The sequence below is a fragment of the Tenacibaculum sp. ZH5_bin.1 genome (assembly GCF_042865525.1).
GTDB classification, from domain to species: Bacteria; Bacteroidota; Bacteroidia; order Flavobacteriales; family Flavobacteriaceae; genus Polaribacter; species Polaribacter mesophilus.
In genome coordinates this window covers 200,485-216,943 of record NZ_JBEGIO010000004.1, presented here as the reverse complement: position 1 = coordinate 216,943, position 16,459 = coordinate 200,485, and the positions used below count along the sequence as shown (strand labels likewise).

Here is a 16,459-nt window from a genome sequence, read left to right as displayed (position 1 = left end):
TTTCACTATTTTATAATCTGTTATCAATTATATTCTGTACCACTTCAGGATTTAAGAGTGTAGAAACATCTCCTAAATTATCTAATTCATTATGTGCAATTTTTCGAAGAATACGACGCATAATTTTTCCTGAGCGTGTTTTAGGTACTCCTTCAGTAAACTGAATTTTATCCAACTTCGCTATCGGACCGATATGCTCCGTAATAATTTGATTTATCTCTTTACGTAAGTTATCTTGATTTCTTACCTCTCCGGTTTCTTTCAAAATCACATAACCATATAAAGCGTTTCCTTTTACTTCGTGCGGAAAACCAACTATAGCGCTTTCTGCTACTGCAGGATGCTCATTGATTGCATCTTCTATAGGTGCAGTTCCTAGGTTATGTCCAGAAACTATAATTACATCATCTACTCTACCTGTAATTCGGTAATAGCCTACCTCATCACGAAGAGCACCATCACCAGTAAAATACATATCATCAAATGCTGAGAAATATGTTTCTTTATAACGCTGATGGTTTCCCCATATAGTTCTTGCCATAGATGGCCAAGGGTATTTTATACATAATCTTCCGTCAACCTGATTTCCTTTTACTTCTTTTCCGTTTTCATCCATCAATGCTATTTGAATTCCTGGTAAAGGCAATGTTGCATAAGTTGGTTTTGTTGGAGTGATATAAGGTAAAGGGGAAATCATAATTCCACCAGTTTCAGTTTGCCACCAAGTATCTACAATTGGGCTTTTCTTTTTTCCAACATTATCATTATACCAGTGCCATGCTTCTTCGTTTATAGGTTCCCCTACCGTTCCTAACACTTTTACTGATGAAAGGTTATGGCTATCAACAAATTCTAAGTTCTCTTTTGCTAATGCTCTAATTGCTGTGGGCGCTGTATAAAATTGATTTACGTTGTGCTTCTCTACAATTTCCCAAAAACGACCAAAATCTGGATAGCTAGGAACTCCTTCAAACATTACAGTTGTTGCTCCGTTTGCTAACGGACCATATACAATATAACTATGCCCTGTAATCCAACCAATATCTGCGGTACACCAATACACATCATTTTCTTTATAATTGAAAACATTTTTAAACGTATATGCTGTGTACACCATGTAACCAGCTGTGGTATGTAACATTCCTTTTGGACTTCCTGTTGAACCAGAAGTGTATAAAATGAATAATGGATCTTCAGCATCCATAATCTCTGGAACACAATCTTGATAAGCTTCTTCTAATAAAGGTGCTAACCACTTATCTCGTCCTTCTTTTAATTGAATTTCTGAATTAATTCTTTTAGCAACTAATACATTTTCTATAGTAGGACAATCTTCTAATGCTTCATCTACAATACTCTTTAAATCAATAGTTTTTGCCCCTCTGTAGGAACCATCTGAAGTAATTACCATTTTTGCTTCGCAATCATTAATTCTCGTTGCTAATGCTGTTGATGAAAATCCTGCAAAAACAACTGAGTGTACTGCTCCGATTCGTGCGCAAGCTAAAACCGAAATAGCTAATTCTGGAATCATTGGTAAGTAAATACAAACTCTATCTCCTTTCTTTATCCCGTGGTCTTTTAAAACATTAGCAAACTTACAAACACGTTTGTGTAGTTCTTTATAAGAAATATGTTGAGCTTCTTCTTTTGGGTTGTTGGGCTCAAATAAAATAGCTGTTTTATCTCCTCTGATATGCAAATGACGGTCGATACAGTTTTCTGTAATATTTAGCTTTGCTCCTTCAAACCATTTGAACTCAGTTTTCTCAAAATTATAGTCCAAAACGGTATCCCATTTTTTCCTCCAAACAAAATGTTCTTCTGCTATTTCTTCCCAAAATAATTCTGGATTTCTAACGGACTTTCTATATACTTGAAAATATTCTTCTAATGTTTTTACGTGGTAGTTACTCATTCTTATACTCCTTTTTATTTTAGCTTAAGCTACTAAAATAAATCATTTTTAATTGTTTATCAACTTATTAATTCTTCTTCTTAAAACATATGCTAACCTTCATCTTCCTGTTGCAATAAACGTGAATGTATAATGAAGCGAACTCCTAAAGGAATTTCTAATGAAAAACTTGCTCCTCTTCCTTCAGTTACATCAATTGTTAAGTGCGTATGCTTCCAGTATTCATATTGATCTTTATTCATATAAAAGGGGACTTCATCTAACACACCTAACAGAATATCACTTTCATCTAAATACATTTCATCTTTAGGAAAAATCATTGGTGATGATCCATCACAACACCCTCCACTTTGATGAAAAATTAATTCGCCATGTTGCTTTTTTAGTTTTTCAACTATTTCTTTTGCTGCATCTGTTATTGCTACTCTTTGCATATTATATTTTTTTATAAAATACTGAGCTTTAAAAAGCTCAGTATTTTCAAACAACTAAAAGAACCCTAACTTGTTTTTATCATACGATATCAACATGTTCTTAGTTTGACGATAGTAATCCATCATCATTAAATGGTTTTCTCTACCAAATCCTGATTTTTTGTACCCTCCAAATGGCGCATGTGCAGGGTATGCATGGTAACAATTTACCCAAACTCTACCTGCTTTAATCGCTCTTGGAATTTGATATAACTGATGCGCATCTCGTGTCCAAACCCCTGCTCCTAATCCGTACATAGTGTCATTTGCTATTTCTAAAGCCTCTGCTTCATCTTTAAACTTTGTAACACAAACTACGGGTCCGAAAATCTCTTCTTGGAACACACGCATCTTATTATGCCCTTCTAAAATAGTTGGCTTAATGTAAAAACCATTTGCCAACTCTCCATCTAGCTTATTAGCTTCTCCACCACATAATACTTTCGCTCCTTCTTCTTTTCCTATTTTAATATATGCTTGAATTTTTTCGTATTGATCGTTAGATGCTTGCGCACCTACCATCGTATTTACATCATACGGACTCTTTTGTACAATAGCTTCTGTTCTTTCTACCACACGTTCCATAAACTTATCGTAAATATCTTCTTGTACTAAAATACGTGATGGACAGGTACAAACTTCTCCTTGATTAAATGCAAATAAAACAGCTCCTTCAATTGCTTTATCTAAAAACGCATCATCTTCATCCATTACACTATTAAAGAAGATGTTTGGAGATTTTCCTCCTAATTCCATCGTAACAGGATTTAAGTTTTTAGAAGCATACTGCATAATCAACTGTCCTGTAGTAGTTTCACCTGTAAAGGCTACTTTGTCTATTCTTGGGCTCGATGCCAATGGTTTTCCTGCTTCAGGTCCAAAACCATGTACTACGTTTAACACTCCTGGAGGAAAAACACCTGCTATTTTTTCCATTAACAATGTTGCTGATGATGGAGTTTGCTCTGCTGGTTTTAATACCACACAGTTCCCTGTTGCCAATGCAGGAGGCAACTTCCACGATAACATTAAAAGAGGGAAATTCCAAGGAATAATTTGCCCCACAACCCCCAAAGGTTCTTTAATGTTCATTGATAAGGTATTTTGATCAAGCTCTGTTGCACTTCCTTCTTCTGCTCTAATGGCAGCCGCAAAATAGCGCCAATGATCTACTGCCAAAGGAACATCAGCATTTAATGTTTCTCGTATTGGTTTTCCATTATCACAGGTTTCTACTAATGCAAACTCTTCTAAATTTGCTTCAATTATATCTGCTACTTTATTTAGCAATGAAGCTCGTTCTGCTGCTGAAGTGTTTCCCCAACTTTCCTTCGCTGCATTGGCTGCATCTAAAGCTAACTCTACATCTTCTTTTTGTGATCTTGGATATTTTGCTATGATACTATTATCTACTGGAGATCTGTTTTCGAAGTATTCTCCTCCTAACGGAGCAACAAACTCTCCATTAATAAAATTAGCATACGTGTCTTTAAACTTTGGTTTCGTATAACTCATAAACTTTGTATTTTTGTGTTTTTATTTGAATTTAGCCAACGAAATAACACATCCTTAATTAATTATGTGTAAAAATGAATATTTCGTAATTTTTGTAAATTTATAATATCATATAGCTAATACATTGAACATATTTATTAAATTGTAACACATATCTATTATTCCCCAAAAAACACAAATAGAATTTTGTACTATTGATTATGAATCATTTATTAAGTCGACATAAGGAAAGCCGAAAACTCACTACTTTAGTTGAAAATAGAACCACCTATAATGCTGAATATGCGGAGTTAAATATTTTTGAAACTCATAAGCATGCTGAACAAGTTTCATTAACTTTTGACTTTCCTGTTATTGCCAGTATGCTAACCGGTAAAAAAATAATGCATTTAGAAGGAATGGATCCTTTTGATTTTTTTCCGGGAGAATCTGTGGTTATGCCTAAAAACAAAGAAATGATTATTGATTTTCCTTTGGCAGATAAAAATAACCCTACTCAATGCTTAGCACTAGGTATCGATTCACATAAAATAGAAGAAATTGTTGAAAAGTTCAACCACAACGTAGCTATAGAACGTGAAAATAATAATTGGAATTTGAATGACACTTCATCACATTTAGTTCATAACACAGATATTAATCACTTAGTAGGGCGTTTAGTTCATACATTTACTGAGCAAAACAAATCTAAAGACATTCTTCTTGATCTTATGATACAAGAACTGATTGTTAGACTACTACAGACCAAAGCTAAAGCATTCATCTTAAATGATCCTACAGACACGTTTTCTGATACGCGTATAGGTATGGTTATTAAATTTATAAAAAACAACCTCACAAATAAAGATATTACTGTAGAATTGTTAGCTAAGAAGGCTTGTATGAGTACATCTCATTTTCATAAAAAGTTTAAAAACACCTTAGGAATTTCTCCTATTGACTACATAAACTCTGAAAAAATTAAATTTTCTAAAAAACTTATAAAGCAATCTAAAAACCTACGAATCTCTGAAATAGCTTACAAATCTGGTTTTAATAACATTAGCTATTTTAACAGACAATTTAAAAAAATGGAGATGATTACTCCTCAGCAGTTTAAAAAGTCTTTTATAAAAGAGTAAATCATCAACTTTTTAAAAAAAACTTTTATAGCTACATTTGTTTGATATGATGATATCTCTTTTTCTAGATGTTTTAAGTACTAATTTGTACATAGTCTTACTCTTTTTTATTGTGGCTGTTCTATACTCTTCTGTCGGATTTGGTGGTGGTTCCAGTTACTTGGCTGTTTTAGCACTCACTGGCTTACTTTTTACACAAATAAGAGCTACAGCATTACTTTGTAATGTAATGGTTGTTACAGGTAATGTTTTACTTTATATGCAACAAAAACAATATAATTGGAAAAAGGTTATTCCGCTTACTTTATTTAGTATTCCTATGGCTTTTTTGGGTGGCTATTTACGAATAAGTCAAACTTTTTTCTTTATTCTTTTAGGTTTCACACTACTTTTTGCTGCTATTACCATGTGGAGTTCAAACAAAGTAGTTACCAACAGCAATAAAACTACCGATTTAAACATAGCAAAAAATGCAGGTTATGGCGGAATTATTGGTTTTATTTCTGGAATGGTTGGAATTGGTGGTGGTATTTTCTTAGCTCCGTTACTTCATTTAACCAATTGGGACACTCCTAAAAAAATAGCTGCTACAGCAAGCTTTTTTATTTTAGTAAATTCTATATCTGGATTGATAGGTCAATATGTGAACCCTGAATTTTCTATCGACTGGAAGCTTACTTCTATTTTATTAATTACTGTTTTTATTGGTGGTCAAATTGGTAGTAGAATGAGTAACCAATTCTTTAATTCCACACAACTGAAAAAAGCAACCGCTATTCTAATTGCCTTTGTAAGTATTCGGATTTTAATTAAGTATTTATATTAGCCAATTATTCATATTATTTTCTTCTACATAAAAAAAGCAACGTAAACACGTTGCTCTTTCATCCCCTAAACATAGATAACTATTTCTTAGCCTAACCAAGCATTCATCATCCACAATGTTTTTTCTTGTTCTGCAATAAAGTCACTCATCATTGAGTTTGTTCCTTCATCTTCTGCTTCATCAGACAAATCAAGAATTAAACGTTCTATTTTTAATAGTTCTGATAACGAATCAATAATTAATTTTACTGCTTCAACATCATTTGAAATATTTTTTCCTACTGGTACTTTTGATACACTAGTGTAATCTTCAAAAGTATGCAATGGTGTTCCTTGTAATGTTAAAATACGTTCTGCTATTAAGTCTACTTTTTCTTGTGCATCTGTATAAAATTCTTCAAACTTCATATGCAACTCAAAAAAGTTTTTCCCTTTAATATTCCAGTGTAAACCTCTTGCATTTTGGTAATATACTTGAAAGTTTGCTAGTAGGGCATTTAACTCTTTTACTAAGTTTTCAGTTTTTTGTTTATCTAATCCTAAAATTGTAGTTGACATATTGTTTTGATTTTAAGTTTTTTACTTTTTCTATTACAAATTTAAGGCAAGTTTTAACAGTTTTACTATAAACGTAATCGATTGTTTTAATATCTTTATCAAAAATTATTATTGAAATGACTATTACACAATTAAAATATACACTAGCCGTTGCTGAATATAAAAACTTCACCATAGCTGCAGAACATTGCTTTGTTACACAACCAACGTTGAGTATGCAAATTCAGAAATTAGAAGAAGAACTAGATGCTAAAATTTTTAACCGCTCAAAAAAGCCTATTGAATTAACTGAAGTTGGTAAGCGTATTGTAGAGCAAGCTAAAGTAATTGTTGATGAAAGTAATCGTATTATTGATATTGTACATCAACAAAAAGGCTATGTAGGTGGTGAGTTTAGACTAGGAATAATCCCTACAATTATGCCTACACTACTTCCTATGTTTTTAAAAACATTTAGTAAGAACTACCCTAAAGTTCAATTAGTTATTGAAGAATTAACTACAGAAGAAATTGTTAGAAAGTTAATGGATGGTTATATAGATGCTGCTATTGCTGCTACTCCATTAGAAAATGAAGCCATAAAAGAGCGTGTTTTGTATTATGAACCTTTTGTAGGTTTAGTTCCAAGTGAACATCGATTATTTAAACAAAAGAAATTAAAAGTTGATGATTTAGAAGTTGATGATATTTTATTGTTAGAAGACGGACATTGTTTTAAAGACAGTGTAATTAATCTTTGTAGAACTAATAAAAGAAGCTCTACGCATCACTTTCAGTTAGAAAGTGGAAGTTTTGATACATTAATAAAGTTATCTAAAGACGGATTAGGAATGACCTTACTTCCTTATTTAAATACGCTGGATTTAAATGAACGAGACAAAACTCATTTAAGAGAATTTGAATCTCCATCTCCTGCACGTGAAGTTAGCTTGATTTATCACAAATCGCAATTAAAAATGCAATTGATTGAAGCTTTAAAAAGTACTATTGACAGTGTAATTAGAGGCGCTATTGCTTTTAGTGATGTAGAAATTATAAGTCCACTTCAGAAAAAATAAACCTCATTGAGCTAACATTTTAAAATAACTGACCTAGCTATGGGATGGAAAATATCATGCGTAATTATTAACTCTAACAAAGAAATAGAGAAAGAAAAACTCTTAAATAGTATCGGTTTTCATAATCTAAAAAAAATAGTTCCTAAAACGTTTGAAGAGGTTATGTTACCTCCTGGTAATACCGTTTATATTACAAAATACAAAGGAAATTGGATAATATGTGAACAAGAATTACCCATAAAATCATTTGAAGAAAATACTTCCTATGAGGAAAATACACTATCTGATTTTTTCCCTGATACAGAAATATGTTCTATTGCTCTTCAAAGCACTGTTAATTTTTGGGGATATTCTGTTACTAAAAATAATCAAAAATTAAGGGTTAAAGGAGGAACATCAGAACTAGGCACCTTTATTGATTTCGGTAAACCTCTTAAAGAGGAAGAAAAACTATTATCTAAGTCAAAAATAGATGAAAATGGAAATAGGTTTTATAATTTCGATGAATTTACTGAAGGAGAATTTACTGAAGATCAAGTAGGTGAAAATTTTGTATTTGAGTTATGTACAAGGTATTTTGGAAAGCAATTGGATTCAGATGATGAGTTATTATTTGATACTAATTTCGAAGGATATAGTTTTTCAAAAACACCTACTAACATAAGAAAAGTTTCTTCTCCTCTTGATAACTTAAATAAAAACACTCAACTAAACACGAAATTTCTAAAGTATCTATTATTTATAGTTGTAATAATCATTATATGCCTAATTCTAAAAAACACATAAAAAAACCCGCTAATAGCGGGTTTTTTTATTTTTTATCGCTCTGCGATTTAAAAACTATATTCTGATAAAGGTTTTGGAAAATCTTCTGGATTTGCAGCTAAATGATAACGAGGGTCATCTACCGCTTCTTCTATGACCTCTGCAAAAATCGGACTTGCTTTATATAACAATACCTTACAATCTTCACTTAAATGTTTTAAGGTTACCTTCTTCCCTGCTTTTTGATATTTTTCTACTAATATAAAAATAGCTTCAATAGCTGAATGGTCTGAAATACGCGATTCTACAAAATCAATTTCCACGTTAGCAGGATCATTTTTAATATCAAACTTTTCGTTAAAAGCAGTAATACTTCCGAAGAATAAAGGTCCCCAAATTTCGTAAATCTTAGTTCCATCTTCTTTAAAACGTTTTCTCGCTCTAATTTTTTTTGCATTTTCCCAAGCAAAAACTAATGCTGAAATAATTACCCCAACAAATACAGCAATTGCTAAATCAAAAATTACAGTTACCGCAGATACTATAATTAATACAATTGCATCTGGTTTTGGAATTTTATTCATAATTCTAAAACTAGACCATGCAAACGTGTCAATTACCATCATAAACATTACTCCTACTAAAGCTGCTATAGGTACTTGCTCAATATATTTATCCGCAAAAAGGATAAAAATTAACAAGGTAACCGCCATCATAACTCCTGATAAACGTCCTCTACCACCTGCATTAATATTAATTACGGTTTGACCAATCATACCACAACCACCAGTTCCACCAAACAATCCGCTTAACATATTTCCAGCTCCTTGTGCCACACATTCTTTATTTCCATCACCTCTTGAGTCTGTTAACTCATCAACTAAATTCATCGTCATTAACGTTTCAATCAACCCAACTGAAGCTGCTAAAAAAGCGTACGGTGCTATAAACTTTAACGTATCTAAGTTGAATGGTAAATTACTCCAAAGTTCTGCTAAATTCATTTTTTTTGAAATCTCATCAAAACCATTTAAACCAGCTCCTCCTCCATCTCTAATAAAATCTCCAACATTTATAGACTCTAATCCACCGAAAATAGATACAAACGTAACAATTAAAATAGCTGTTAACGCTGCTGGTACTTTTGTTGTTAATTTTGGAAGCAACCATATAATTAGCATCGTTAACAACACTAACCCAACCATAGTATATAGCTTTGTTCCTTGTAAAGTAGATTTTACTACCCCACTATCTTTTACTGAATAAAATCCGCCATTTTCAATATTATAAACAACTTTTTTTGTTTTTGCATCAAAAACTTGTGTCTCTGATTTTACAAAAACTTCTTGGTTTGTTTCATTATTAATAATTGAATTTCCTTTAATTGAAAACAATGCAGCATTTGACACTAAATCTTGCACCTCGTTATCTGCAACTTTATACACCAACTCTTTCGATTCAGTTTTGCGCATATTTTGTCCGAAAATGTCCTTCTTATTTTCTTTGAACATTCCTAGTTGAGCTATAAAAATAACTATAGCTAAACCATTTACGAATCCCATCATTACTGGGTGTGGAATTAACCGAACTAATTTCCCTAATTTAAACACTCCTGCTAACACTTGAATAACTCCCATTAAAACTACAGCTGCTAGTAAATAAAAGTATCCCATATTTTCTACAGGTGTATCAAACAGCAGTCCTTTTGCGTGTCCTTCTTGTATCATGTTTACAAAAATTACAGCTACGGCACCAGCTGCTCCTGAAATTAAACCAGGTCTTCCTCCAAAAATTGCGGAAACAATTCCTACAACGAAAGCTCCAAACAAAGCTACAATAGGACTAATTTGAGCTACGAAAGCAAAAGCTACTACCTCTGGTATCATTGCTAACGATACCGTAATGCCTGCTAAAGAATCATCTTTTATGTTAATCTTCTTACCTTTAATGTATTTCATCATAATTTCTAAGAGTCTTTTGTAAAAGTGCGCAAATGTAAAGATAATTTTATAGACCAAGTTTTAGGTTTCATTAAGTTTAATTTTGTCAGCGTAAATTTTTGCCTTAATTTTGAACGTTGAACTATCAAACCAATTTGGTAGCAACAAATGAGCAGAAAAACACTACTTACTTCGAAAGAAATTGAAATCATTCTGCATCGATTAGCGTGTCAGTTAATCGAGAATCACAACGATTTTTCTAATACCGTTTTAATAGGATTACAACCTAGAGGCTCTTATTTAGCTAATCGATTGGCTAAATTATTAAGAGAAGAGTATCAAATTAAAGACCTAAAATTAGGCTTGTTAGATATTACCTTTTATCGTGATGATTTTCGCAGAAGAGAAGAACCATTAGAAGCCACCTCTACACAAATTGACTTTTTAATTGAAGGAAAAAAGGTGGTTATTATTGATGACGTATTATTTTCAGGAAGAAGCGTTCGAAGTGCTTTAACAGCACTACAATCGTATGGAAGACCTGATAATATTGAGTTATTAGTATTAATTGATCGTCGCTTTAGCCGTCATTTACCTATTCAACCTAATTATAGAGGAAGACAAGTAGATGCCATCAATGAAGAAAAAGTAGTTGTGAACTGGCAAGAAACTCATAAAGAAGATACAATTTACCTTGAACCCAAGCCCTCAAAGCTTGATTAGTTATGATTAAAAAAACAAACTAAAATGAAGCAGTTAAGTGTTGAACATTTATTAGGAATCAAATACCTTAACAAAAATGACCTTGAGCTTATTTTTGAAACTGCCGCTCATTTTAAAGAAGTCATTAACCGACCTATAAAAAAGGTTCCTTCGTTACGTGATATTACCATCGCTAATTTATTTTTTGAAAATAGCACACGTACAAAACTTTCTTTTGAATTAGCTGAAAAACGTTTATCTGCTGATGTTATTAATTTTTCTGCAGGACAATCTTCAGTAAAAAAAGGAGAAACTTTAATTGATACCGTTAACAATATTTTGTCGATGAAAGTTGATATTGTTGTGATGCGACATTCAAATGTTGGAGCAGGAATTTTCTTATCAAACCATGTAGATGCTAAAATTATTAATGCTGGAGATGGCACACATGAACACCCGACCCAAGCATTATTAGATAGTTTTTCTATGCGGGAAGCTTTAAATAGCGACTTAAAAGGAAAGAAAATTGTAATTGTAGGTGATGTTTTACACTCACGTGTAGCTTTATCAAATATTTTTGCACTACAATTACAAGGAGCTAAAGTAAAAGTTTGCGGACCTAGTACGTTAATTCCTAGATACATTTCTAGTTTAGGAGTTGAAGTGGAAACAAATCTAAAAAAAGCTTTAGAATGGTGTGATGTTGCTAATGTATTACGTGTGCAACACGAACGTATGGATATAAAATACTTTCCATCAACTAGAGAATACACACAACTTTTTGGTATTAACAAAGAAATATTAGACAGTCTTGGCAAAAAAATTGTCATAATGCACCCTGGACCTATTAATAGAGGGGTAGAACTAACAAGTGATGTTGCCGACAGTGATCAATCAATTATTCTAAACCAAGTAGAAAATGGAGTTGCTGTTCGTATGGCAGTTATTTATTTGTTAGCACAACAAATAAAAAGATAGTCATGAATATAACTGATAAAACTAATTACACCCTAGTAACTTCTGATGAAAAAACATTTTCTGACTTCTTTGAAAGCTTTGAAAATGAACATGTAAACCTTACAGATAAAAATTTAATTGTTGTAATTTCAGAAGAATTTAACCCCTCTAACAAAAATATTTTACTATTTTTGGAATACGCAGAAAAACATCAAAACAATGGCACATCTTTTGTTGTTATATCTAAAGATGTTACTATTGATGATTTTCCTGAAACTTTTAACATTGTTCCTACTTTAATTGAAGCAGAAGATGTTATAGAAATGGAAAACATTCAGCGTGATTTAGGTTTTTAACCTTTAATTTTAATAATTATCCATCCCCTAAACGATAATTTATGATAAAAAAAATACTTTTTATAACTTTTTTCTTAACTATTTCTGTTGCTTTTTCACAAGAAAAATCAATTAATAAGTTAATAGCATCTCCTAACCCTTTTACGAACAATACTACTATTTACTTTAATGCTAAACATAATCAAACAGTTATTTTAACTGTTAGAAATGTACTAGGTAAAACTGTTTATAATAAAGAGCTTAAAGTGGTTAAGGGACGTAACTCTTTCCCTTTTCAACGTAATGATTTAAAGTCTGGTATGTACATTTATGCAATACAAAGTAATAAAGAAATAATTTCAAAACGCTTTGTAATCAAATAAATGAGTTTACACTTAACTGTTTTAGGTTGTCATTCTGCTACTCCAAGAGCTAATGCCTACCCTACCGCTCAATACTTAGAAATTAACAATCGTCATTTTTTAATTGATTGTGGAGAAGGTACACAACGCCAAATGCGAAAATACAAGGTTGGTTTTTCAAAAATAAACCATATTTTTATTTCTCATTTGCATGGTGATCATTTTTTTGGTTTGGTTGGACTCATCGCTACTTTTGGGATTCTAAACAGAGAAAAAGAGTTACATATTTACGGTCCAAAAGGCATAAAAGAAGTGACAACACTTCAGTTAAAAATTTCAAAATCGTGGACTAAATATCCTATTATTTTTCACGAATTAGAATCAAAAGAAAGTGAGCTTATTTTTGAAGATGATAAAGTTTCTGTAAGAACCATTCCTTTAAATCATAGAGTGTATACTAACGGTTTTTTATTTACTGAAAAACCTAAACTTAGAAAGTTACACATTGAGAATATTCAGCAATATAATGAAATAGAAACTTGTGACTTTCATAACATTAAAGCTGGTAAAGATATTATTCTTTCTACAGGAGAAGTAATTCCTAATGAAGAACTTACAATTGATCCTCCTAAACCTTTAAGTTTTGCTTTCTGTAGTGACACTGCCTATAAACCAGACATTGTTCCTATTATTAAAGATGTAGACTTGTTATACCACGAAGCTACATTTTTAAAAGACAGAGAAGATTTATGTGATAAAACTAAACATTCTACTGCAGAACAAGCAGCTTCTATTGCTAGTAAAGCAAATGCAAACAAATTAATTATTGGGCATTATTCTAGCAGGTATAAAAACATTAATGATTTTAAAATTGAGGCTCAAACAGTTTTTAAGAATACTGAATTAGCGGAAGCAGGGAAACGATATAGTACTAATTCTTTTCCTGTTGAAATTTTAAATTAATACTGCTTTGTTGATAGAAGTACCAAAGTACATGCTATTTCACTCTCAATACCATTTTCCTTTAACAACTCCATAAGCTCAATATTTTCGGTTCCAGGGTTAAAAATCACTCTGCGAGGTTGTAAGTTAATTATATACTCATAATAAGATTCCTGTCGCTTTGGATTTAAATATAAAGTTACAGTATCAATATTTTCGAAAAAAATATTTTCTGTTTTAATAGCTACATCTGCAACAATTCCTTTTTGTAAACCAATTGCTACAGTTTCTATTCCATTATCTCTTAGCCTTTTAATAGCTATATTCGAATATCTAGAGGATTTTAAAGAGGCTCCTAGTACCAAAGTTCGTTTTTTCATTTTCTGTTAATAATACGTTAAACTCTCTTAAGTTAAGTAACAAAGTTAGGTAATAAAGAGTCTATTAAGCATCAAAACAATTCAAAACAACAAAAATGAAAAACATATTACTAATACTTTTAGCTGTATTTACTACAAGTATTTATGCACAAATGCCTAAAAGTAGCCTACCCAAACCAGGAGTAGTTTCTGGTAAAGTAGTCGATCAAGCAACCAAGCAACCTCTTCCCTATGTAAATATTATAATCAAAGATATTGCCAAAAAAATTATTACTGGTGGAATTACTGATGACAATGGCTTATTCTCTATAAAAAATATACCTGAAGGAAATAGTATTGTTGAAGTTCAGTTTATAGGGTATAGAACATTCTCTAAACCTATTTCTGTAAGTCGTAAATCAAGCAATGTTAATTTGGGCACTATTCCTCTAGAGGAAGATAGCACTACTTTAGATGAAGTAGAAATTAGAGCAGAAACTTCTTCAGTAACTCAAAAAGTAGACAGAAAAGTTATTAACGTTGGTAAAGATTTGACCTCAGCAGGAGCTACTGCTTCTGATTTATTAAATAACGTACAATCTGTAAGTGTTGATAGCCAATCAGGTAACATTAGTTTGCGTGGTAACGAAAATGTACGTGTATTAGTTGATGGTAAACCTACCAACATTCCTGCTTCTGAGTTATTAAAACAAATACCTTCATCATCTATTAAAAGTGTTGAGTTAATTACCAATCCTTCTGCTAAATACAACCCTGAAGGAATGAGTGGTATTATTAATATAATTCTTAATAAAAATGCCAATATGGGCTTTAATGGTTCTATAAATACTGGAGTTGAAGCTGGTCATTATGTTCGTTACAATGCTTCTACAAACATGAATTACAAAACAGGAAAAGTGAACTTTTTTGGTAACTATGGCTTTAGAGGTGGTGATAATTACAATTTTGGATACATTAGTAGGCCTGGAGAAAATTATCAAGACTTTATTTTTCAGAATGATGATGAATCACATTTATTTAAAATTGGAGCAGACATTTATTTAGATGATAAAAACACTCTTTCGCTTTACACAACTCAAAACTGGTTTAATGTTTTTGCTAAAGGACGTGCTATAATTACAGATAATAATAGTAATTTAATTGAACATTCACCTAATACTCAAAACAATGAAAGTCATAATCAAACCTATAATGTAAATTATAAACATGATTTTGAAAAAGAAGGACATAACATAGAGTTTGAAGCTAACTATTCTAAAAACAATGCTCCAAACTACTTAAATAATTACTTCTTAGAAGGTACTCAACCTGATTATTTTAATGATATTAATAATGATAGAAAAAGTACATTATTAAATTTAGATTATACAAATCCTATTTCTAAAAATGGTAAACTTGAGTTAGGTTTAGAGTATCGAGTAAATAATACCGACAATGTAAACCTAACAAACCAACAAATTGTATTAGAAGATATTAATGGAAATAAAACATATAGAGATGTAGGAGATTCTTATTTTACTTATGACAGAGATATTTATTCTGCTTATATAAACTATGGTCATAAGTTTGGAAAACTATCTATGCAATTAGGTGCCCGTTTTGAGCAATATAAAATTGAAGGAAACTTTACAGGACTAGATGAAAATGGTGATGTAAAGAAAGATAAAGTTACTGATGATATTTTCAGCGTATACCCTTCTGCTTTTTTTACTTACAATCCTAATGATGCAGATCAATTTCAGTTAAGCTATAGTAAAAGAGTTGATAGACCAGGAATACAGCAAGTAAACCCTATTAGAGAATGGAGTACTCCTTTAATTACTTCTGTAGGTAATCCTGATCTTGTTCCTCAATTTACAAACTCAGTTGAATTTAATTATACAAGAAAAATAAAAGGTGGTTCAATAACATTAGGAAGTTTTTATAGAAACATCACTGATGTAATTAATAGAGCTACTTACATGGATCCTTTAGATGAAACAAACACTAGGCAAATATTAACTTTTGCTAATTTTGATGACACAGACGCTTACGGTTTAGAATTTTCTGCTAGTTATAAGATAGCAAAATGGTGGAGAGCAAATGCTAGTATGGATTATTATTCTCAAAAGCAATTTGGAACTACTGATTTAAGCGACCCGAACTCACCAACTATTGAAGTCAAAACAGATATTTTTAATGCTCGTATAAGTAATAGTTTTACAGTATCTAAAAAATTACGTTTACAATTGTTTGCAATGTATAGAGGTCCAAGAGAAGACATTCAATGGAATGTTGACCCTATGAAAATGGTAAATATTGGTGCTAATTATAGTATTCTTAAAGGAAAAGGAAATATTAACCTTAGAGTAAATGATATCTTTAACGATATGAGATTTAAGTTTAATTCTGAAAGGCCTTTTGTTCAAAATGGACGTTTTAAATGGGAAAGTAGAACTGCTTATATTGGATTTAACTATAGATTTGGTGGAGGAAAAAACAAAGCTCGTGCCAGAAAACAACGTGATAATAATGAAAAGCAAGGAGGCGGAGGCTTCATGTAGCATTACATTTCTTTAATTATTTAAAAAAAACGAAGTTAAATACTTCGTTTTTTTTATTTTTAGCA

Annotated in this window: 16 protein-coding genes; 10 read left to right on the top strand and 6 right to left on the bottom strand. The window is 31.5% G+C overall.

Annotated features, from left to right (window positions below; all coding sequences use genetic code 11):
* Positions 1–10: 10 nt before the first annotated feature.
* The 3 genes from acs to ABHQ57_RS12570 form a co-directional block, all read right to left on the bottom strand.
* Complete coding sequence (gene acs / locus ABHQ57_RS12580; RefSeq protein WP_389863847.1) at positions 11–1,918, bottom strand: acetate--CoA ligase; 1,908 nt, start codon at positions 1,916–1,918, stop codon at positions 11–13.
* 92 nt (positions 1,919–2,010) lie between these two features.
* Positions 2,011–2,352: a DUF779 domain-containing protein gene (locus tag ABHQ57_RS12575; RefSeq protein ID WP_389863845.1), complete on the bottom strand. Its 342-nt coding sequence runs from the start codon at positions 2,350–2,352 to the stop codon at positions 2,011–2,013.
* Between the two features lie 54 nt (positions 2,353–2,406).
* Entirely contained in the window at positions 2,407–3,906 is a 1,500-nt protein-coding gene (locus tag ABHQ57_RS12570) for an aldehyde dehydrogenase family protein (protein WP_389863843.1), read from the bottom strand.
* A gap of 200 nt (positions 3,907–4,106) precedes the next feature.
* Between ABHQ57_RS12570 and ABHQ57_RS12565 the strand changes: the two genes are divergently transcribed.
* Together ABHQ57_RS12565 and ABHQ57_RS12560 are read left to right on the top strand one after the other, a co-directional pair.
* Positions 4,107–5,027, top strand: a complete 921-nt coding sequence (locus ABHQ57_RS12565) for an AraC family transcriptional regulator (protein WP_389863841.1) — start codon at positions 4,107–4,109, stop codon at positions 5,025–5,027.
* Between the two features lie 46 nt (positions 5,028–5,073).
* Positions 5,074–5,853, top strand: a complete 780-nt coding sequence (locus ABHQ57_RS12560; RefSeq protein ID WP_047789722.1) for a sulfite exporter TauE/SafE family protein — start codon at positions 5,074–5,076, stop codon at positions 5,851–5,853.
* An 86-nt stretch (positions 5,854–5,939) separates the two neighbouring features.
* Here the strand turns inward: ABHQ57_RS12560 and ABHQ57_RS12555 are convergent, their stop codons facing one another.
* A complete protein-coding gene (locus ABHQ57_RS12555; protein ID WP_047789721.1) occupies positions 5,940–6,410 on the bottom strand; it encodes a Dps family protein in 471 nt (156 codons plus the stop codon).
* A 116-nt stretch (positions 6,411–6,526) separates the two neighbouring features.
* Between ABHQ57_RS12555 and ABHQ57_RS12550 the strand changes: the two genes are divergently transcribed.
* Together ABHQ57_RS12550 and ABHQ57_RS12545 are read left to right on the top strand one after the other, a co-directional pair.
* Complete coding sequence (locus tag ABHQ57_RS12550) at positions 6,527–7,468, top strand: hydrogen peroxide-inducible genes activator (protein WP_047789720.1); 942 nt, start codon at positions 6,527–6,529, stop codon at positions 7,466–7,468.
* Between the two features lie 39 nt (positions 7,469–7,507).
* On the top strand, positions 7,508–8,254 hold the full coding sequence (locus tag ABHQ57_RS12545; protein WP_047789719.1) for a hypothetical protein: 747 nt from the start codon (positions 7,508–7,510) through the stop codon (positions 8,252–8,254).
* A gap of 47 nt (positions 8,255–8,301) precedes the next feature.
* On the opposite strand, the gene ABHQ57_RS12540 is transcribed toward ABHQ57_RS12545, so the two are convergent.
* Positions 8,302–10,194, bottom strand: a complete 1,893-nt coding sequence (locus ABHQ57_RS12540) for a SulP family inorganic anion transporter (RefSeq protein WP_389863838.1) — start codon at positions 10,192–10,194, stop codon at positions 8,302–8,304.
* Positions 10,195–10,341: 147 nt separating this feature from the next.
* Between ABHQ57_RS12540 and pyrR the strand changes: the two genes are divergently transcribed.
* From pyrR to ABHQ57_RS12515, 5 genes are read left to right on the top strand one after another with little or no spacing between them, the layout of a single operon-like run.
* A complete protein-coding gene (gene pyrR, locus ABHQ57_RS12535) occupies positions 10,342–10,896 on the top strand; it encodes a bifunctional pyr operon transcriptional regulator/uracil phosphoribosyltransferase PyrR (RefSeq protein WP_047789717.1) in 555 nt (184 codons plus the stop codon).
* A 24-nt stretch (positions 10,897–10,920) separates the two neighbouring features.
* On the top strand, positions 10,921–11,853 hold the full coding sequence (locus tag ABHQ57_RS12530; protein WP_159490782.1) for an aspartate carbamoyltransferase catalytic subunit: 933 nt from the start codon (positions 10,921–10,923) through the stop codon (positions 11,851–11,853).
* A gap of 2 nt (positions 11,854–11,855) precedes the next feature.
* The gene (locus ABHQ57_RS12525) at positions 11,856–12,188 is read left to right on the top strand and encodes a hypothetical protein (protein ID WP_047789715.1); all 333 of its coding nucleotides are present in this window, start codon (positions 11,856–11,858) and stop codon (positions 12,186–12,188) included.
* Between the two features lie 41 nt (positions 12,189–12,229).
* Positions 12,230–12,550, top strand: a complete 321-nt coding sequence (locus tag ABHQ57_RS12520) for a T9SS type A sorting domain-containing protein (RefSeq protein ID WP_159490780.1) — start codon at positions 12,230–12,232, stop codon at positions 12,548–12,550.
* Complete coding sequence (locus ABHQ57_RS12515) at positions 12,551–13,492, top strand: ribonuclease Z (protein ID WP_159490778.1); 942 nt, start codon at positions 12,551–12,553, stop codon at positions 13,490–13,492. It begins immediately after the preceding gene.
* Here the strand turns inward: ABHQ57_RS12515 and ABHQ57_RS12510 are convergent.
* On the bottom strand, positions 13,489–13,851 hold the full coding sequence (locus ABHQ57_RS12510) for a CoA-binding protein (RefSeq protein WP_047789712.1): 363 nt from the start codon (positions 13,849–13,851) through the stop codon (positions 13,489–13,491). The two genes, ABHQ57_RS12515 and ABHQ57_RS12510, sit on opposite strands and share 4 nt — an antisense overlap.
* A 95-nt stretch (positions 13,852–13,946) precedes the next feature.
* Here ABHQ57_RS12510 and ABHQ57_RS12505 point away from each other — a divergent pair, with 95 nt between their 5' ends.
* A complete protein-coding gene (locus ABHQ57_RS12505; protein ID WP_281980246.1) occupies positions 13,947–16,394 on the top strand; it encodes a TonB-dependent receptor domain-containing protein in 2,448 nt (815 codons plus the stop codon).
* Positions 16,395–16,459 lie beyond the last annotated feature (65 nt).